General features: G+C 76.3%; 16 protein-coding genes and 1 tRNA gene. 10 read left to right on the top strand and 7 right to left on the bottom strand.

The window, feature by feature from the left end:
- Positions 1 to 943: 943 nt before the first annotated feature.
- The 4 genes from NT8_RS30630 (at position 944) to NT8_RS04210 (ending at position 5,124) form a co-directional block, all read left to right on the top strand.
- Positions 944 to 2,461, top strand: coding sequence for a MinD/ParA family ATP-binding protein (locus NT8_RS30630; protein ID WP_394326564.1), 1,518 nt, complete (start codon positions 944 to 946; stop codon positions 2,459 to 2,461).
- A gap of 498 nt (positions 2,462 to 2,959) precedes the next feature.
- A complete protein-coding gene (locus NT8_RS04220) occupies positions 2,960 to 3,937 on the top strand; it encodes an asparaginase (protein ID WP_067964449.1) in 978 nt (325 codons plus the stop codon).
- Between the two features lie 100 nt (positions 3,938 to 4,037).
- Positions 4,038 to 4,463, top strand: coding sequence for an ANTAR domain-containing protein (locus tag NT8_RS04215; protein WP_067964447.1), 426 nt, complete (start codon positions 4,038 to 4,040; stop codon positions 4,461 to 4,463).
- A gap of 352 nt (positions 4,464 to 4,815) precedes the next feature.
- Positions 4,816 to 5,124, top strand: coding sequence for a putative quinol monooxygenase (locus NT8_RS04210; RefSeq protein ID WP_067964445.1), 309 nt, complete (start codon positions 4,816 to 4,818; stop codon positions 5,122 to 5,124).
- Positions 5,125 to 5,343: 219 nt separating this feature from the next.
- Here the strand turns inward: NT8_RS04210 and NT8_RS04205 are convergent.
- Positions 5,344 to 5,435, bottom strand: a tRNA-Ser gene (locus NT8_RS04205).
- 81 nt (positions 5,436 to 5,516) lie between these two features.
- A complete protein-coding gene (locus tag NT8_RS29135) occupies positions 5,517 to 5,675 on the bottom strand; it encodes a hypothetical protein (protein WP_157515513.1) in 159 nt (52 codons plus the stop codon).
- A gap of 145 nt (positions 5,676 to 5,820) precedes the next feature.
- Here NT8_RS29135 and NT8_RS04200 point away from each other — a divergent pair, with 145 nt between their 5' ends.
- Both NT8_RS04200 and NT8_RS31195 read left to right on the top strand, forming a co-directional pair.
- Positions 5,821 to 6,789, top strand: a complete 969-nt coding sequence (locus NT8_RS04200; RefSeq protein ID WP_067964443.1) for a helix-turn-helix transcriptional regulator — start codon at positions 5,821 to 5,823, stop codon at positions 6,787 to 6,789.
- Positions 6,790 to 6,908: 119 nt separating this feature from the next.
- Entirely contained in the window at positions 6,909 to 7,034 is a 126-nt protein-coding gene (locus NT8_RS31195) for a VOC family protein (RefSeq protein ID WP_281203377.1), read from the top strand.
- A gap of 90 nt (positions 7,035 to 7,124) precedes the next feature.
- Here the strand turns inward: NT8_RS31195 and NT8_RS04195 are convergent, their stop codons facing one another.
- Complete coding sequence (locus NT8_RS04195) at positions 7,125 to 9,173, bottom strand: cation:proton antiporter domain-containing protein (RefSeq protein WP_245646028.1); 2,049 nt, start codon at positions 9,171 to 9,173, stop codon at positions 7,125 to 7,127.
- A gap of 74 nt (positions 9,174 to 9,247) precedes the next feature.
- Between NT8_RS04195 and NT8_RS04190 the strand changes: the two genes are divergently transcribed.
- Together NT8_RS04190 and dnaN are read left to right on the top strand one after the other, a co-directional pair.
- On the top strand, positions 9,248 to 9,715 hold the full coding sequence (locus NT8_RS04190; RefSeq protein WP_067964441.1) for a DUF4442 domain-containing protein: 468 nt from the start codon (positions 9,248 to 9,250) through the stop codon (positions 9,713 to 9,715).
- 115 nt (positions 9,716 to 9,830) lie between these two features.
- The gene (gene dnaN / locus NT8_RS04185) at positions 9,831 to 10,976 is read left to right on the top strand and encodes a DNA polymerase III subunit beta (RefSeq protein WP_067964439.1); all 1,146 of its coding nucleotides are present in this window, start codon (positions 9,831 to 9,833) and stop codon (positions 10,974 to 10,976) included.
- A 120-nt stretch (positions 10,977 to 11,096) separates the two neighbouring features.
- On the opposite strand, the gene NT8_RS04180 is transcribed toward dnaN, so the two are convergent.
- The 3 genes from NT8_RS04180 to NT8_RS04170 all read right to left on the bottom strand — a co-directional run bounded on the left by NT8_RS04180 (position 11,097) and on the right by NT8_RS04170 (position 13,232).
- Complete coding sequence (locus NT8_RS04180; RefSeq protein WP_067964437.1) at positions 11,097 to 11,522, bottom strand: PPOX class F420-dependent oxidoreductase; 426 nt, start codon at positions 11,520 to 11,522, stop codon at positions 11,097 to 11,099.
- A 395-nt stretch (positions 11,523 to 11,917) separates the two neighbouring features.
- Complete coding sequence (locus NT8_RS04175; protein WP_067964435.1) at positions 11,918 to 12,742, bottom strand: DUF2786 domain-containing protein; 825 nt, start codon at positions 12,740 to 12,742, stop codon at positions 11,918 to 11,920.
- A gap of 58 nt (positions 12,743 to 12,800) precedes the next feature.
- Positions 12,801 to 13,232, bottom strand: a complete 432-nt coding sequence (locus tag NT8_RS04170) for a hypothetical protein (RefSeq protein WP_067964433.1) — start codon at positions 13,230 to 13,232, stop codon at positions 12,801 to 12,803.
- A gap of 695 nt (positions 13,233 to 13,927) precedes the next feature.
- Between NT8_RS04170 and NT8_RS04165 the strand changes: the two genes are divergently transcribed.
- Positions 13,928 to 14,731 (top strand): PhzF family phenazine biosynthesis protein, encoded by an 804-nt coding sequence (locus NT8_RS04165; protein WP_067964430.1) that lies wholly within the window; start codon positions 13,928 to 13,930, stop codon positions 14,729 to 14,731.
- Between the two features lie 13 nt (positions 14,732 to 14,744).
- Here NT8_RS04165 and NT8_RS31190 read toward each other — a convergent pair whose 3' ends face one another.
- On the bottom strand, positions 14,745 to 15,581 hold the full coding sequence (locus NT8_RS31190; RefSeq protein ID WP_067964428.1) for an NUDIX hydrolase: 837 nt from the start codon (positions 15,579 to 15,581) through the stop codon (positions 14,745 to 14,747).
- Positions 15,582 to 15,844: 263 nt separating this feature from the next.
- Here NT8_RS31190 and NT8_RS04155 point away from each other — a divergent pair, with 263 nt between their 5' ends.
- On the top strand, positions 15,845 to 17,122 hold the full coding sequence (locus tag NT8_RS04155) for a hypothetical protein (RefSeq protein ID WP_245646027.1): 1,278 nt from the start codon (positions 15,845 to 15,847) through the stop codon (positions 17,120 to 17,122).
- Positions 17,123 to 17,145: the final 23 nt, after the last annotated feature.

The raw sequence follows: 17,145 nt of genomic DNA, 5'->3' as shown, positions 1-17,145 counted from the left end.
CGGTACGCGTCCGTGGGAGGGCGAGCCCGCCCGCGAGGCCGACGACCGGCAGGGGGAGTACCCGGGCGCTCCGGCCGACGAGCCGAGCGGCCTGTCTCCCGCCGACCAGTGGTTCGGAGACGGCGCGATCCCGCCACCGCCTCCCTATGCCCTGGGGGACGTGCCGCCCCCGCCGCCCTACGCCATGCCCGGCTACGGGGGGACCGCGGAGCCGCCGCACGCCCCGCAGCCGCCCGGCGGGCGGCCCCCGGGCGACGCCCCGGCCGGGCCCGGCGGGCCCGCGGCATGGGAGTCCGACGACGACGCGCAGACGCTGCGGATGCCCTCCGGCGACCCCGCGCCCCCGGACGGCGCCGCACCGGGGGCCGGGCCCGCCCCGGCCCCCGGCGGGTACGCGTCGCCCGACAGCGGGTACGCCGCGCCCGACCCCGGGTACGCGCCGCAGCCCCCCGCCCCCGAGGCGGGGTACGCGCCGGACGCCGGATCGGCGCCGGGCACCGGCTACACCGCCGGGTCCGGGTACACCGCGCCCGGTGCGGGCGGTGACGCGGACGACTCCGCGGGGACCTGGCGGTTCGACGCGCCCGCGCCTGACGCCGGGTACGCCGCGCCGGGCGCCGGGTACGCCGCGCCGGATGCCGGGGGCGACCCCGACGACTCCGCCGGCACATGGCGGTTCGACGCGCCCGCGCCCGCGCCCGAGGCCGGGTACGCCGCGCCGGACGCGGGCGGCGACCCCGACGACTCCGCCGGGACCTGGCGCTTCGACGCGCCCGCGCCCGACACCGGGGCCGGGTGGGCGGCCCCCGCCGTCCCGCCCACCGAGTACGCCCCCGAGGCCGCGTCGCCCTACGGCGGCAACGGCACCGGCCACGCCCCCGCCGCCCCCGAGCCGGCGCGGGACGAGCCGGCCGAGGCCCCCGCGCCGCGCTTCGCCGAGGACGTGCCCGAGCCCGAGCAGCTGCCGCCCCTCGACTACACCCCGCCCGACGCCGCCCGCCCGGACGCGCCGGGCCCCGACGCCGGGTGGTACGCGGGCCCGCCGGCGCCGCCCCAGCCGCCGTACCGGCAGCCGGGCCCCGACACCGGCGGCCACCCGCCCGTGCCGCCCATCGCGGACGGGGCGTCCGCGCCGTGGTCGCCCGGGCCCGTGCCGTCCGGTCCGCAGCAGCCCGTCCCCGACACCGGTCGGCAGCCGGGGCCGCCCGCCCCGCCGCCGTGGTCGCCCGCCGGGCAGCCGCAGTACCCGGGCGCCCCCGGGCAGCCGCACCCCCAGCAGCCGAACCCCCAGTGGTCGGGCCCCCAACAGCCGTACCAGCCGCCGCAGGCACCGCAGCAGCAGCCGGGGCCGGGAGCGCCGGGGTGGCGCCAGGCGTACCCGGGCGCGTCCCCGGACGCCGCGCGGCCGCCGGCGCCGCCGCACCGGCCCCCGCCGCCCCCGCAGCAGCAGCACTCCGGGCAGCCGTTCCAGTACCGGGTCCACCTGACCGGCGAGCAGCCCGCGGTCGGCCAGCAGCCGCCCAGCGCCCCCGAGACCTCCGACGCCCTCAACGCCGAGGCGCTGGTCAGCCCGAAGCGCCGAGGGCCCGCCAAAGGGTGGCGCAAGGCCATCCACTCGGCGTCGTTCGGCCTGCTCAGCCCGGGGGAGTCCGCGGCGGAGCTGCGCCGCCAGGAGCTCGCGGCGCGGGCCCGGACCCACGTCGCCGGCGGGCACCACCGGGTGGCGGTGCTCAGCCTCAAGGGCGGGGTCGGCAAGACCACGACGACGGTGGCGCTCGGCTCCACCCTGGCGTCGCTGCGCGGCGACCGGGTGCTCGCCGTCGACGCCAACCCCGACCGGGGCACGCTGTCGGACAAGGTCCGGCTGGAGACCGCCGCCACCATCCGCGACCTGCTCAACGAGAAGGAGCTGATCTCCCGGTACGCCGACATCCGCGGGTTCACGTCGCAGGCGGCGAGCCGGCTGGAGATCCTCGCCTCCGACCGCGACCCCGCGGTGTCCGAGGCGTTCAGCGAGTCCGACTACCGCGAGGTCTCGCGCATCCTGGAGCACTACTACTCCATCTGCCTGACCGACTGCGGTACCGGGCTGCTGCACTCGGCCATGCGCGGCGTGCTGGGGCTGGCCGACCAGGTCGTCCTGGTCAGCTCGGCGTCGGTCGACGGCGCCCGCAGCGCGAGCGCCACCCTCGACTGGCTGGAGGCCCACCAGTACGGGTACCTGGTGCGCGGCGCGGTGGTGGTGCTGTCGATGGTCCGGACCGACGGTAGGAGCAGCGTCGACCTGGACCGGCTGGAGCAGCACTTCGCCAGCCGCTGCCGCGCGGTGGTGCGGGTGCCGTGGGACTCCCATCTGGAGGAGGGTGCCGAGGTCGACCTCGACCGGCTCTCCCCGGCCACCCGCGACGCCTACCTGCAGCTCGCGGCCACCGTCGGCGAGGCGTTCGCCTGGCCCCGCTGACACCGCGGCGCGGTCCCGATCGGGACCGCCCCGCATCCGCCGCCCGCCGGCCGGGCGCCGCCCGACGGAGACGGACCGCCGCCCCGCTGCCCCGCGCGTAGACGCCGGGGCAGCGGGGCGCCGGTGTCCGTGGCCCGTCCGTATCGGACGTGCGGCGGCGCCTTCCTGGGCTTGGAAGGGTCACCGGTGTCGGGAGTGGGGCGGCTTCAGGCGGGTGGTGTGCCGTCGACCAGGTGGTCGCCCAGTGGGCTGCGCCGGTAGAGGGCCCGGCGGCGCGCGGTCGGGCTCTCACGGCTCGCCGTGATCGCCCTGGGACCCGTGGCGGCCGCGCGCGCCTGCCGTCGCTGGTCCGCCGCCCGAGGGGTGGTGCGCGGGACGGCAGCGCGGGGACCGTCCGGCCGGACCGGCCGCCCCTCGCGCCGCCAGGCGCGGTGGCATAGTGTAACCCCATAGGGGTTATACGCGCGGCCACGGCCGTGCCCGACCGGAGGGAGCGCCGTGGCCGCCCGCGTACTCCTGCTCGCGACGAAGGACACCATCGCCCACGGCCGGCGCGGAGGACGACCGGTCGTCGCCTCGGGGGCCGACCTGCTCGCGGCCCTGCCCGCCGACCGGGTGCCCGCCGACGTCCGGGCCGAGGACGTCCTCGCCGAACCCGGCTGGGACACCTCACCGGCGACCATGCTCGCCCTCGCCCGGCGCGTCCGGGACGCGCTCGCCGACGACGGCTTCGACGGCGTCGTGGTCACCCACGGCACCGACACCATGGAGGAGACCGCCTTCCTCGCCGACCTGATGGCCGGCCCGGCGGCGGAGCGCGGCGGCATCGTGTTCACGGGCGCCACCCGGCGCGCGGACGACCTCTCCGCCGACGGCCCCCGCAACCTCGCCGCCGCGATCACCGCGGCCGCCGACCCGGCGCTGCGCGGCGCGGGCGCCGTCATCTGCGCCGACGACCACCTGCACGCCGCCCGCTGGGCCACCCAGGTCGACGCGGCCGGCGCCGCCCCCTTCTCCTCCGCGCCGTACGCGCCCCTGGGGCGGGTCGTCGCCGGGCGGGTGCGCCCGCTCGCCGCCCCGCCCCCGCGCCCACCCGCGTGCCATGGCGCCCCCGAGACCGACGTCGCGCTCATCACCACCTACCCCGGCATCCCCCCGGAGCTGCTGACCGCGGCGGTCGACGCGGGGGCGCGGGGCGTCGTCCTCCAGGGCACCGGCGCGGGCAACGTCCCGGCCGGGCTGTTCACCACGATCGGCGAGTTCACCGAGTGGGGCGTCCCGGTCGTCGTCGCGTCGCGCTGCCGGACCGACGGCGTCCCGCCCCGCGTCCCGGGGGAGACCGCCGACGGCCTCGCCCGCGACATCGGGGCCATCGACGCTCGCGGCCTGCCCGCCGAGAAGGCGCGCGTCGCCCTCATGGCCGCGCTCGCGCCCGGCACCCTCGACGCCGTGCGCGCGTGGTTCGCCCGACTGTGACGGGCCCCGCTGCGACGCCGCTCCGACGTGCGGATTCACCCCCCGCTCCCGGGGTAGACCGACCGGGTCGACACCGCTCGAACCGCTGATCGAGGAGCCCATGCCGTACGACCCCGGCGGCGCCGCCCCCGGCGCGGACACCGACCCACCGCGCCTGGTCGCCCTCGCGGCGCCCGGCCCCGACGTCGCCCTCGACCTCGACCTCGACGTCGAGGACCTGCGGCGCGAGAACGCCGCCCTGCGCCGCCAGGTCACCCACCTGAGTTCGGCCCTGACCTCGCGCGCCGACATCGACCGGGTCGTGGGCATGCTCATGATGCTGCACCGCTGCGACGCCGACACCGCGTGGACCCGCCTGGTGCGCGTCTCCAACGACACCAACACCAAGGTGGCCGTGCTGTGCCGGGCGATCACCCGGGGCGAGGTCCCGGACGACGCGCCGTCCGCCCTGCGGTGCCGGTCCGCCGTCAACGTGATTGGCCTGCCCGCCGCCCCCCGCCCACCCGCACCCGTCCCGGCCGAGTGACCCCACGGCGACCGCATTCGGACTGGCATTGGTGGCCGGCTCGCTCACGAGAAGGCACGCGTCGCCGGTACGGGGACGGCAATGGCGCCGCCCGGTGATCACCGACCCCCGGGCGGCGGCCACCGGTGAGGGGTGGCCGGGGAACCAGCGGCAGTACGAGGCGGAGGGGCGGTCCTGTTCGCTGATGCGGACCATGGCGGTTGCACCTCACGGGTCAGGCAGACCCAGGAGACACTGAGCCGCACATCGAGTGGTTCCGGTGCGGCTGCCGTACATGAGGAACCTGGTACCGAGGCCTACGCCTGGCACACGATCGGTACCGCTGCTGTCTATGCGAGCTGAGGGAGTCCCCATGTTCGGACTGGTCGTGCGATTCACGCTGAAGGATGCGGAGAGCGCCGCCGGCTTCGACGGCCTGGTGGCGGAGACGCTTCCGCGCATCCGCGAGAACGAGCCGGGCACGCTCGTCTACGCCGTGCACCAGGTCGACGGCAAGCCGCTGGAGCGCGTCTTCTACGAGCTGTACCGCGACCGGGCCGCCTTCGACGCCCATGAGGAGCAGCCGCACGTGAAGCGGTTCCTGGAGGCGCGCGGCGCCTACCTCGACACCTTCGACGTCGACTTCCTGGCCCTCCAGGACGGCAAGGGCGTGTCCGGATGAGCGAGGACTACCAGCGCGCACCCGGGCGCGAGACCGCCAAGTACCGCAAGCGGCGCGGGCCGTCCCAACGCGAGGCGATGACGACATCGACGCCACGGTGGCCGAGCGATGAGGAAGGCCGGCCGTCCGAAGCCGTGTGCACCGGATGTGCACCGGGCGGCGGACGGCCAGCCTTCCTGAAGGTCCCGTGACGCGCTGACCGGCGCGTTCTGCGGGTGGTGGCGGAGGGTGTGGGATTTGAACCCACGAGACCCCGTCAAGGGCCTAGCGCTTTTCAAGAGCGCCGCACTCGGCCGCTATGCGAACCCTCCCGTGCGGTACGGCGTACCGCCGCCGATCCTACCCAGTGGGCGGACGGCGGCGCACCTCGGCGCGGGACGGCCGGCGGCGGGTCAGGGGCGCTTGAGGTCGCCGAAACCGGCGCTGAACGCGACGCCGAACCCGACGCCGATGATCATGCCCGCGATGAGGTTCTCCATGAGCGTGCCCAGCAGGAAGCCGACCAGCAACCCGGCGGCGAGCCAGACCGTGTACGTGAGCGTCCTGTTCACACGTCCTCCTCACGATCGGGCGGTACGACCGACCTTCGCAGATTGGGACGCCATGCGCACCGGTTCCGTTCCTCAACCTGCGCGAACGGCCGGATGCGGCCGTGCGCGGCCCGGAGCCGGGGGCCGCCGGTGGCATGCTGGGGGCATGAGTGGGGTGTCCGGACGACTGCTGCGCCTGCTCTCCCTGATGCAGGGCCGGCGCGACTGGCCCGGCGCGGAGCTGGCCGACCGGCTCGGGGTGAGCCCGCGCACCCTGCGCCGCGACGTCGAGCGCCTGCGCGAACTCGGCTACCCCGTCGACGGCACCACGGGCACCGCCGGGGGCTACCGGCTGCGCGCGGGCGCCGCCATGCCCCCGCTGCTGCTGGACGACGACGAGGCGGTGGCGGTGGCGGTCGGCCTGCGCACCGCCGCCCGGGGGACTGTCGCGGGCATCGAGGAGACCTCCCGCCGCGCCCTCGCCAAACTGGAGCAGGTGCTGCCCGCGCGGCTGCGCGTCCGGGTGGGCGCGCTGCACGCGGCGGTGGTGCCGCTCGCCGGCACGCCCGTGGCGGTCGACCCGGAGCTGCTCACCACCGTGGCGTCCGCCCGCCGCGACCACTACCGCCTCCGGTTCGACTACCTGGCGCGCCGGGGTGAGCGGAGCCGGCGCGAGGTCGAGCCCTACGGCCTGGTCTGCACCGACCGGTACTGGTACCTCGTCGCCTGGGACACCGACCGCGCCGACTGGCGCACGTTCCGGGTCGACCGCATGGGCGGCGTCCCCGCGCGCACGGCGCGGTTCACCCCGCGCGAACCGCCGCACGCCGACCTCGCCGCCTACGTCGCGGCGGCCATGGACGCCATCGCGTTCCCCTACACGGCCCGCGTGGTGCTGCGCGCCCCGGCCGAGGCGGTGGCCGACCGGTTGCCCACCGGCGGCGTCCTGGAGCCGGTCGGCGACGGCGCCTGCGTGCTCCGGTTCGGCGCTGAGACGGTGGACTGGCTGGCGCTGTCGGTCCTCTACATCGGGGTGCCCTTCGAGATCGAGGAGGCCCCGCCGGAACTGGTGGCCCGCCTCCGCGAACTCGGCACCCACGCCACCACCGCCGCAGCGGGGGCCCCACCCGCCTGAGGCGCCGCTCGTGGACGGCGGACCGCACGCGCCACCCGGGTTTCCCGCCCCGTCCCGCCTGTCCTGGCCCGGGTCGCGGTCGGGACCCGGACGGCTGGCGGTGCCCGTTGAGGGAGGGGATGCCCTACACCTGGGGCAACAGCGCCGCGGTCTTCCTCTCCGGCGACGACGCCGGACTCCGCGACCACTTCGCGAGGCTGTCCGTCGGCGGCACCATCACGCTGCCCCTGGAGAAGCAGTCCTGAGGCGGCGAGGCCGGCTCGCTCGTCGACCGGTTCGGGGTCACCTGGATGGTCGACATCACCCGGCCCGGATAGGCCCGGGCGCCCGACGGGTCAGCGGGGGCGCAGTTCCCGGGCGTCGATGTAGCACCAGGCCCAGGTGTCGCCGGGTTCGGCGGAGGCGGCGACGGGGTGGTCGGCGGCGCGGGCGTGCGCGTCGGCGTGGCGCTGCGGGGAGGAGTCGCAGCAGCCGACGTGCCCGCAGGTCAGGCAGGTGAGCAGGTGGACCCACTCCCGCTCGCCGCGGCGCATGCAGTCGGCGCAACCGGGGCCGCTGGGCAGCACGGGCCGGATGGCCCCGGTGTGCGGGCAGGCGTCGGCCGGTTCGGGCGCGAACGCGACCACGGCGGCCGGGTCGGGGTGGTCGTCGGGGGCGACCGGGGCGACGCCGATCCGGTCCAGGACGGCGGCGGTCAGCGCGCGGACGACGGTGCCCGGGGTGTCCACGACCCGGTCGGCGCCCGCCGCCGCGAGCCGCGCGGGGTCGGCGGCGTCCACGGGCCGGGCGACGATGGGTACCCCGGGCGCCAGACGGGCCACGACGGCGGCGATGCGCGCGGTCTCCTCGTCGGTGTTCTCGCAGACGACGACGGCGCGGGCGCCGTGCAGACCGGCCTCGGCCAGGATGTTGCCGTGCAGGGGGTCGCCGCGGACGACGGTGTGCCCGGCGGCCTCGGCCTCGGCACCGAGGTCGGGGCCGAGCGTGGTGACGGTGACCGGCACCCCGCGTCCGCGCAGCTCCTCGGCGAGCCCCGCGGCCACCGGCCCCCACCCGGAGACCAGGACGGGCCCGCCCCCGGCCGTCGGAGCGGCGCCGTCGGGGGTGGCGGCGGCCGACGGCGTGCGGTGCCCCGCGCGCGGCGTGCCGGCCCACCGGGCGACGCGGTCGCCGAGCGCGGCGAGGGCCGGGGTGGCGGTCATCAGCAGGACGGTGACGGCGATCAGCACCTGCTCGCCGTCGGCCCCCAGCCCGGCGGGGCGCAGCCCGAGTTCGGCGCCCGAGCGCTGCAGCACGAAGGAGAACTCGCCGATCTGCGCGAGGAGCAGTCCGCCGGCGGCGGCCGTGGGCAGGCCCACCCGCAGCGCGGCCAGCGCGGCGGCGCCGGTCACGGCCTTGACGGCGACCACGGCCAGGGCGAGGAGGAGCACCAGCCACCACAGCCGGGCCAGGGCCCGCAGGTCGAGCAGCATGCCGATGGAGACGAAGAACGTCGCGCTGAACAGGATCTGCAGCGGCAGCACCTCGCCGAGGGCGTGCGAGCTGTGCCGCGACTCGCTGACGACCAGCCCGGCGAGGAACGCGCCGAGCGCCACGCTGACCCCGGCCAGCGAGGTGAGGTAGGCGGTGCCCATGCCGATGGCGACCACCGTCAGCAGGAACACCTCTGGCGAGCAGGTGCGGGCCACCCGCTCCAGCAGCGGGGGCATGACCCGCCGCGCCACCACCAGGACGAGGACGAGGACGGCCGCCGCTGTGCCGAGCGCGCGGGCGATGTGCCCGGGGGTCTCCCCGGAGCCGCCCAGAACGGGGACGAGCAGCACCATGAGCACCACGGCGAGGTCCTGGAAGACGAGCGTCGCCAGCGCGGAGCGGCCCAGCACGGAGGTGGTGCGGCCGGAGGCGTCGAGCACCTTGAGCACGATCGCCGTCGACGACAGCGCCACCAGGAAGCCGGTGAACACGGCGGTCCGCCAGTCGGCGCCGAACGCCGCGACCAGGCCCGCGGTGGCGGCCGTGGCCAGGACCACCTGGAGCCCCCCGCCGACGACCACGGCGGTGCGGATGGCGGCCAGCCGCTCCAGGCTGAATTCGATGCCGATGGTGAAGAGGAGGAGGATGACCCCGATGTCGGCGGCGGCCTCGACGGCGTCGGTGGTGCCGACCAGGCCCAGCTGGTGCGGGCCGATCGCCACCCCGGCGAGCAGGAAGCCGACGATGGGCACCACCCGCAGCCGCGTGCTGAGGTAGCCGATCACCGCCGCCGCGCACAGCAGGACCACCACCGGAGTGAGGTAGCCGGGTGTCTGCTCCGCCGCCAGGGTCATGTCGTCGCGCCCGCGCGCCCCGGCCGTCCCCCGGGCCGACGGGCGCCACGTCAGCATAGACCGGACCCGGCCGCGCACCGGGGAGGCGCGGGGCTGGCCACGCGGCATTACCCGCAAGTAACATATCCGGCATGGCAACGATGAACGCCGAAACGGCGGAAATGGTCAAGGCCGGCTTCCTCGCCGCGATCCCGTTCGCTCGGACGCTCGGCGTGGAGTTCGTCGAACTCGAACACGACCGCGCCGTCCTGCGCCTGCCCGACGTCCCCGAGCACCAGAACCACGTCGGCGGCCCGCACGCCGGGGCCATGTTCACCCTCGCCGAGTCGGCGTCCGGCGCCATCGTCCTCGCCTCCTTCGGCGACGTCCTCGACCGCGCCGTCCCCCTCGCCGTGCGCGCCGAGATCCACTACCGCAAGCTCGCCATGGGCGACGTCCTCGCCGAGGCGCGCCTCGGCCGCCCCCGCTCCGAGGTGCTCGCCGACCTCGACGCCGGGAAGCGGCCCGAGTTCCCCGTCGCGATCGAGCTGCGCACCACCGACGGCACCCCCACCGGCGCCATGACCGTCACCTGGACCCTGAAGCCCCAGCGCGGCTGACCCGCCGGGGGCCGGTCGCCCGCTCCGCGCCGGTCCGCGGGAATGTCGTCCGCGCTGGGTACGGTGACGGGCAGTCCGGCGTGTGCGGTCCGGACGCGATTCACCTGGAGGCGCCGTGAGATTCCGAGTCGACCGCGACGCGTTCGCCGAGGCCGTGGCCTGGACCGCCCGTGCGCTGCCCGCGCGTCCGGCGGTCCCGGTGCTGGCGGGCATGCGGCTGGAGCTGCCCGGCGGCGACGCCCCGCTGCGCCTGTCGAGCTTCGACTACGAGGTCTCCGCGCGGGCCCAGGTCGACGTCGACACCCAGGAGCCCGGCGCCGTCCTGGTGTCGGGCCGGCTGCTCGCCGAGATCGCCCGCAACCTGCCGCCCGCACCCGTTGACGTCGCGGTCGACGGCGCCCGCGTGCTCGTCACCTGCGGCAGCGCCCGGTTCACCCTGCTGACCCTGCCGATCGAGGACTACCCCGCGCTGCCCGCCATGCCGCGCACCTCCGGCGGGCTGCCCGCCGACGCCTTCGCCGCCGCGGTGCGCCAGGTGGTCCCCGCGGCCAGCCGCGACGACACCCTGCCCATGCTCACCGGCGTCGACCTCGTGTTCGACGGCGACACCCTCACCCTGGCCGCCACCGACCGCTACCGGATCGCCGTCCGCCGCCTGTGGTGGCGCCCCGAGACGCCCGACCTCACCGCCGAGGCGCTGGTGCCCGCCCGCACGCTGCACGACCTCGCGCGGTCGCTGGTGCCCGGCGGCAACGTCGACATCGCCCTGTCGGCGGCCGCGGCGGACGGCACGGCCCAGGGCGAGGGCATGATCGGCTTCGACAACAACGGGCGGCGCACCACCACCCGGCTCATCGACAGCGACTTCGTCACCTACGCGTCCCGCTTCCCCGCCGAGGCCGCGGCCCGCGCCCGGGTCGCCACCGCGCCGCTGCTCGAAGCGGTCAAGCGCGTGGCGCTCGTGGCCGACCGCTCCACCCCGGTGCGGCTCTCCTTCACCGCCGGGCAGGTGCTGCTGGAGGCCGGATCGGGCGACGACGCCCAGGCCGTCGAGGCGCTGGAGGCCCACTACGAGGGCGAGCCCATGCGCGTGGCGTTCAGCCACGAGTACCTGCTCGACGGGCTGGGTGCGGTCCCCACCGCAACGGCCCATCTGCGGTTCACCCAGCCCACCAAGCCCGTCGTGATCACCGACGACCCCGAGGACGACGGCGCCGAACCCGACTTCCGCTACCTCGTCATGCCGCTGCGGGTGTCCTAGGCCGCAGGCGTCCTGTTCCGCCCCGCGCACCCCCGTCCCGGCGGCCGGCCCGCGCGGGGCGGGGACACGCCGGCCGAGGCGAACGGGCGGGTCGGCCCTCCCGCGCGCCCCGGGCGGCGGTCAGTCGGGGCAGCCCTCCATGTTCTCGACGTCGGCGCTGCCGTCGGCGGGTACGAGCGCGTAGTGCAGGGTCCGCTGGCGCAGCAGGCGCTGCGAGAACGGGACGGCCCAGCGGCGGAACGGGTGGCGCACCAGGAGCAGCCGCGCCGCGTGCTGCTCGTCGGCGCCGTCGAGCAGCCGGACCTCGCCGCGGATGGGCCGACCCACCGGCTCGCCGCGGAAGGTGCACGGCCGCAGGTCGGCCTGCGGGTGGTGGCGGAGGCGGTCGGCCTCGCCGGAATCCGCCCAGACGCCGAACAGTACCCGGCCGCCGTCGATGACGATGTTCACCGGGGTGTTCACGCAGGTCAGGCCGTCGCGTCGGTACGTGGTGAGCAGGGCGGTGCGGTGGCCGTGGAACGGCCGCAGCAGCGTGGCTGAGATCATCTGTGCTGGCTTCCTCGTCGGCGGTCCTCCCCCCAGCTTTCCCCGTCGAGTGATCCACGTCACCTCGAATTGCCGGGAAGTGGGATATCCGCACGCGGGGAGAACGGAATCCGGGGCGGGCCGAACCGTCCTCCGGGAGGGGCCGAATGTTCGTCCGGCCGTCACCCGCCGGATGGTCTGCCCGGTTCATCCCGAAGAATCCGCTGGCGGCCGCAGAGGGGGCCGCGACGGCCGGGCCGACGGGGGAAAGAAGCGCGAAAACGTGGTTTATCCACAGGCTGTTCTGGCCGCTCCCGCTTTTCCGCCGCTTATCCCCAACTTATCCACAGATTATCCACAGGAGGCAGGGGACGAAGTTGGGGAAATGTGGACGGGAAAGCCGGGGCGCGGCCCGGCTATTCCGCGTCGGGCAGGGACGAGGTGCCGCCGCCGCCCACGGCGGTCTCCATGCCCAGTTCGGCCCGGCGCCCCCGCAGGTACCCCGCCCGGTACCCGGCCCGGTGGTGGGTGCGTTCGGGGCGCGTGGGGCGCAGCTGCGGGAACCGCTTCTGGAACTCCTCCTGCACGCGGTCGACGTCGGTGCGCAGCACGACCTCGGCGCCGCGCGGCGCCTCACCGCCGGACGACTCGCCGGCGCCACCCGGCTCCGGATCGGCGCTCAGCCGGGCGCGGAACTCGCGGATGCGCTCGGCCACCGCGTACCCGTAGGCGCGGATGAACGACCGGTAGAAGCGGCTGCGCTCGGTGGCCAGCGCCGAACGGTCGTAGTTGCGCAGCTCGCGCAGGTTGGCGACGTGCTCGCGCGCGGTGAACCGCGCGGACGCCTCCATCTGCATGGTGATCGACGGCAGCAGCACCCGCAGCGCGTCGAGCGCCGTCGCCGTGCCGACGATGATGAGGGTGCGCTCGGTGTTGGCGGAGGTGTTGCCCCGCACCGCCGACTGGCAGCCGTAGGCGGCCGCGATCCCCGCGAGCGCCTTGACCCGCGCCTTCCCGTGCCCGCCGACCCCCGAGACCGGGAAGTCCAGCCGGGTCACGGACTCGGCGGCCTCGCCCCGCTGCGCCCGCGCCTCGGCCTCGGCGATGGCGTGCCGGGTCATCAGTTCGGCGGCCTTGGCGGTGAACGCCTGGCTCTCGGCGTCGGTGACCGCGGGGTCCTCCGCCATCCGGAGGAGCCCGCGGACCCGCTCGACCATCTTGCGACGAGCTTCGGTTGTCATAGAAAGCGTGGTCGTTCCCGTCCGAAAAAAGTGCCCATGGTGCGGTGGAACACCGAGCTTAGGCGGACTTGTTCCCGGCGACCATGCCGATGATGCCGAGAATGACCCAGATGAGTGCCGCGGTGCCCAGCCCGGCCCACGCCGCGGCCAGCAGGCCGGCGATCGGGGCGCCGGCGAGCAGCATCCCGGCGTAGGTGACCACGGCCGTGCCAGCGCCGCCGACCGCCGCGGGGGCGGCGGCGAAGCGCCACGGGTACTGGCCGGCGTAGCGCCGGGCGCGGCGGTCGCCCTTGGAACCGAGCAGCGCCACACCGCCCCCGACCAGCGCGAAGAAGAAGATGGCGGTGGTCAGTCCGCTGGACAGGGAGAGGCCGGTCAGCAGGAAGGACGCGACGCCGGAGACGGCTCCGGCCGCCAGCGCCGTGCCCCAGGGCCAGATCATCGTCGCCGAGGCGACGGGAGTGAATGCGTTGCCGCGCTCCAGCGTCATGTCTGCTCCTTCGATCGGTGAGCGGCACCCGCCGCGCGGGTGCGCACGGGCCCGACGTCTCCCAGGATGCCTCCGGGGCGCCGCCGGCACATCAGGGCACACCCCTGACTTACCCCTGACGGGCGGTCACGGCACCTGCCGCCACCCGGGAACCGCACCCGATCCAACGAACGGCACCGCCTCCCCGTGCCCGCCCACCCCACCGCGTGCCGCACACCACTCCCGACCGCCCCGCTCCGGTGAACCGGGCGCCCGACCGCTCCGCCCCGCGCCACCCGGCGCCCCGGGCCGCCGGGGTCGCCGCTCCACCGGCTGTCCGCGCTCGGGCGCCGGTCGGGAGGGGGACGGCCGTGTTCGCGGACGGCGGCCTCCCACGGCCGTGGTCGGTTCCACCCCGGGGCCCGGAGCCGGCGGCGTCGCCGAGGGGCACCGCACCTTTGGCCGCGTCGGGCCATGGGCGGCCGCCCACCCGCCGCCGCTGTCCGGGCGCCGGTTCCGTGGCCGGGCGGTCGTGTCCGCGTGCGGGCGCGGTCGCCGGGGGCGGACGCGCCCGGCCGGGTCTAGCGCGGGCGTCCGGCCGCACGGCGGGCGCACCGCCCCGCGAACGCCGTCGGCCCCGCGCCGTTCGGTCGGGGTTTTCCACAGGCCACCGAACCGGGGCGGCGGCGCCGGCCGGAGGTGGCTAGCGTGGACGTATGACCCGCTTCCGCGTCGTGGACGCCTTCGCCGACCGTCCCTTCACCGGCAACCCCGCCGCCGTCCTCGTGCTCGACGGCGGCTACGACGACGCGTGGGCGCAGGCCGTCGCCGCCGAGTTCGCGCTCTCCGAGACCGCGTTCGCCGAACCCCACCCCGGCCCCGACGCCGACTACCGCCTCCGCTGGTTCACCCCCGCCACCGAGGTCGACCTGTGCGGCCACGCCACCCTCGCCACCGCCCACGCGCTCGCCGAGGACGGCGCCGCCGGACCCCTGCGGTTCGCCACCCGCAGCGGGGTCCTCACCGTCACCCCGGCCGACCACCGGCTGTGGATGGACTTCCCGGCGCACCCGCCCGTCGCCGCCGACCCCCCGGCCGGGCTCGCCGCCGCTCTGGGCGCGGCCCCGCGCTGGGCCGGCACCGCGGGCACCGGCGACCTCCTGGCCGAACTCGACTCCGAGCGCGCGGTCCGCCACCTCGCCCCCGACCCCGCCGCGCTCGCCGCCCTGCCCGGTCGCGGGGTCATCGCCACGGCGCGCGCCGACGACGGCGCCCCCTACGCCGTGGTGTCGCGCTTCTTCGCCCCCAACGTCGGCGTCCCCGAGGACCCGGTCACCGGCAGCGCCCACACCGTTCTGGCGCCCTACTGGGCCGACCGCCTCGGCCGCACCGCGTTCACGGCCCGCCAGTGCTCGGCCAGAGGCGGCCTGGTCGACGTCGACCTCCCCGCCGGCACCCCCGGCCGGGTCCGCATCGGCGGCACCGCCGTCACGGTCAGCGAGGGGGTGCTCCGGGTCTGAGCCCCGCGCCGGCTCAGGCGCGCAGCAGCCCGCGCGGCCCCAGCAGCCACCCCGGCGGCACCACCAGGGCGCCGTCGCGCGCCCGCGCCCCGGCGGCCACCCGCACGGTCGGCACCGCGCCGTTGCCGGTGTCGCCCGCGGCGCCCGCCGCCACCACCTCCACGCCGGGCACCGCCGCCACCCCGGCGGCCGCCTCCGGCACCACCAGCCGCACCCGGGGGTACCACCGGTGCAGCGCCACCGGCGCCACCCCGGCGGGCAGCTCCGCCGCGGCGACCCCCGCCGCGGCCAGCCGGGCGAGGTCGTCGCGGAGCACGGCCACCGCGGCGGGGTCGGCGGCCGACCCGTCGAGCACCGCCGCCGCCTCCACCTCCAGCTCCACCCGCAGGCCGAGCGCGGCGCGCAGCTCCGGCCAGACCCGGCGGAACGCCGGCAGCAGCCGGAGCCGCTCCACCCGGTCGAACGCCACCCACTGGATCGCGCTGCTCTCGTTGTTGCCGGGGGTGAACAGCCGGCGTTCGGCGAGCCGGCCGAGCACGGTGTCGTAGCGCCACACCCCGTGCTCCTGCCGGTGCACCCCGCTGTAGGCCACGCGGCCCAGTTCGCCCGCCACCTCCTCGCCGAACTCACGCAGCGCGGCCTCCTCGGGGGTCTCCCCGCTGTCGAGGGCGCCGCCCGGCACCCCCCAGGTCCCGCCCTGGTGGCTCCACCACGCCCGGTGCTGGAGCAGCACGTGGCCGCTTCCGGCCGCGTCGCCCGTGTACAGCAGCAGCCCCGCCGCGCCGTGGCGGCCCCACCGCCGGGTCCCGTCCGGCAGGACCACCCACCCGTCGCCGTCACCCGCGATCATCCGTACTCCCCGTCTCCGCTGGGGGCGCCGTGCCCCGAACCCCGTTCCTACCGCACCTCGCGCCGGTCGGTGCGGGCTTCGCCGGGACCGGCCGACTCCGGACCGCCCCTCCGGGGCCGCCCGCCTCCGCCGCCGCCCGCCGGGGCGCCCCGTGCGGACGGTTCCACCGATCCGCGGCCGGACACGGCCACGACCGGCCGCGATCCGCCCCGCGGCGCACCGGTGGGCCACCCGGTCCGGCTATTCTCTGCACGATGGCTAGGATGGCGACCTCCGCCGCGAAACTGCCCCTGTACACCCTCGACCTCGCGAGGCGGTACTGGGCGCCACTGCTGTGCGTCTACCTCGGTGGAACGCTCGTGCACGACCTGCTCATCCGCGGCATGGTCCTGGTGTCCGCGAGCGACGCCACCATCGCGCTCCTCGGGTTGAGCGTCTCGGTGCTCGTCACGCTGATCGCGACCATCCTCATGTTCCACCTGCTGCGCCCCGGCCTGCCCACGGTCGACACCGAACTGGTGGGCTCGGTGCCGCCCGAGCGGCGCACGCTGGGCGCGCGCGAGCACCACGTCGTCGACGCCGTCGCGATGGCCATCCTGCCGTTCCTCATCTTCTACAGCGCGTGGGGGCTGTTCGCCGAGGAGTTCCGCCTCTACAGCGTCGCGCTCGTCAACGAGCGCGGCCTCGAAGGGCTCACCGAGCCCACCCGGCTCGACGCCCTCGGCCTGCCGCTCGGCATCGCCCTCGGCTCCTGGGCGCTGCGGGCTGTGTGCGAGCACTTCTACGTCCGCAAGGAGAACAAGGTCCTCGGCGTGCTCACCGCCGTGTTCGAGGCCAACTGGATGTTCTTCGCGGTGTTCTCGGTCGCCCAGATCCTCAGCGACGGCCAGACCTGGCTCGCCGGGCGCACGTTCTGGGTCGGCCTGCAGAACGAGATCACCGACCTCACGCGCGTCCTCGGCGACCTCACCTCGCTGCCGGTCGAGGCCGCCTACCTCGCGGTCCTGGCCGCCATCGGAACGGCGTGGGGCCACCTCAAGGAGGGCCTGTTCGAGCCGCTGCTGTGGCTCACCATCGCCGCGGTCATCTTCGGCGCCGAGATCGAGGGCCACGACCGCATGTTCCGCTCCGGCACCCGCGCCGGGCGGCTGGAGGACCGGGTCGGCCGGGCGCCGGGGCTGGTGAGCGGCATCGGCCGCTACGCCGGACGCGGGGTGCGCGAGAAGTACACGCCGTTCCTCAACGCCTTCCGGTTCATCCTCAGCGTCAGCCCGGTGTTCTACCTGTCGTTCTGCCTGTACTACGTGCTGCTGGAACTGGCGTTCGGCTGGCTGCACCGCGCCGTGTTCCTGGTCGTCGGCCCCGCCGACTTCCTCGGCTGGTGGTGGCAGTGGCTCACCCCGCTGGAGACCTCGGTCGAGGCGCTGCACGAGGTGCTGCGGGTCTGCCTGCTCGCCGCCACGTTCGAGGTCGCGCTGCGCCGGGTGGGCGACACCAGCACCGGCCGGCGGGCCCGCCGCGCGAGCCGCGCCGCGGCCTGACCGGGCGGTCCGACTAGTCCGAC

The organism is Nocardiopsis trehalosi NBRC 14201 (genome assembly GCF_001552555.1).
In the GTDB taxonomy this organism is placed as follows: domain Bacteria; phylum Actinomycetota; class Actinomycetes; order Streptosporangiales; family Streptosporangiaceae; genus Nocardiopsis_B; species Nocardiopsis_B trehalosi.
Note: the sequence above shows the minus strand (reverse complement) of the source record. Positions and strands in the feature narration are given on the sequence as shown.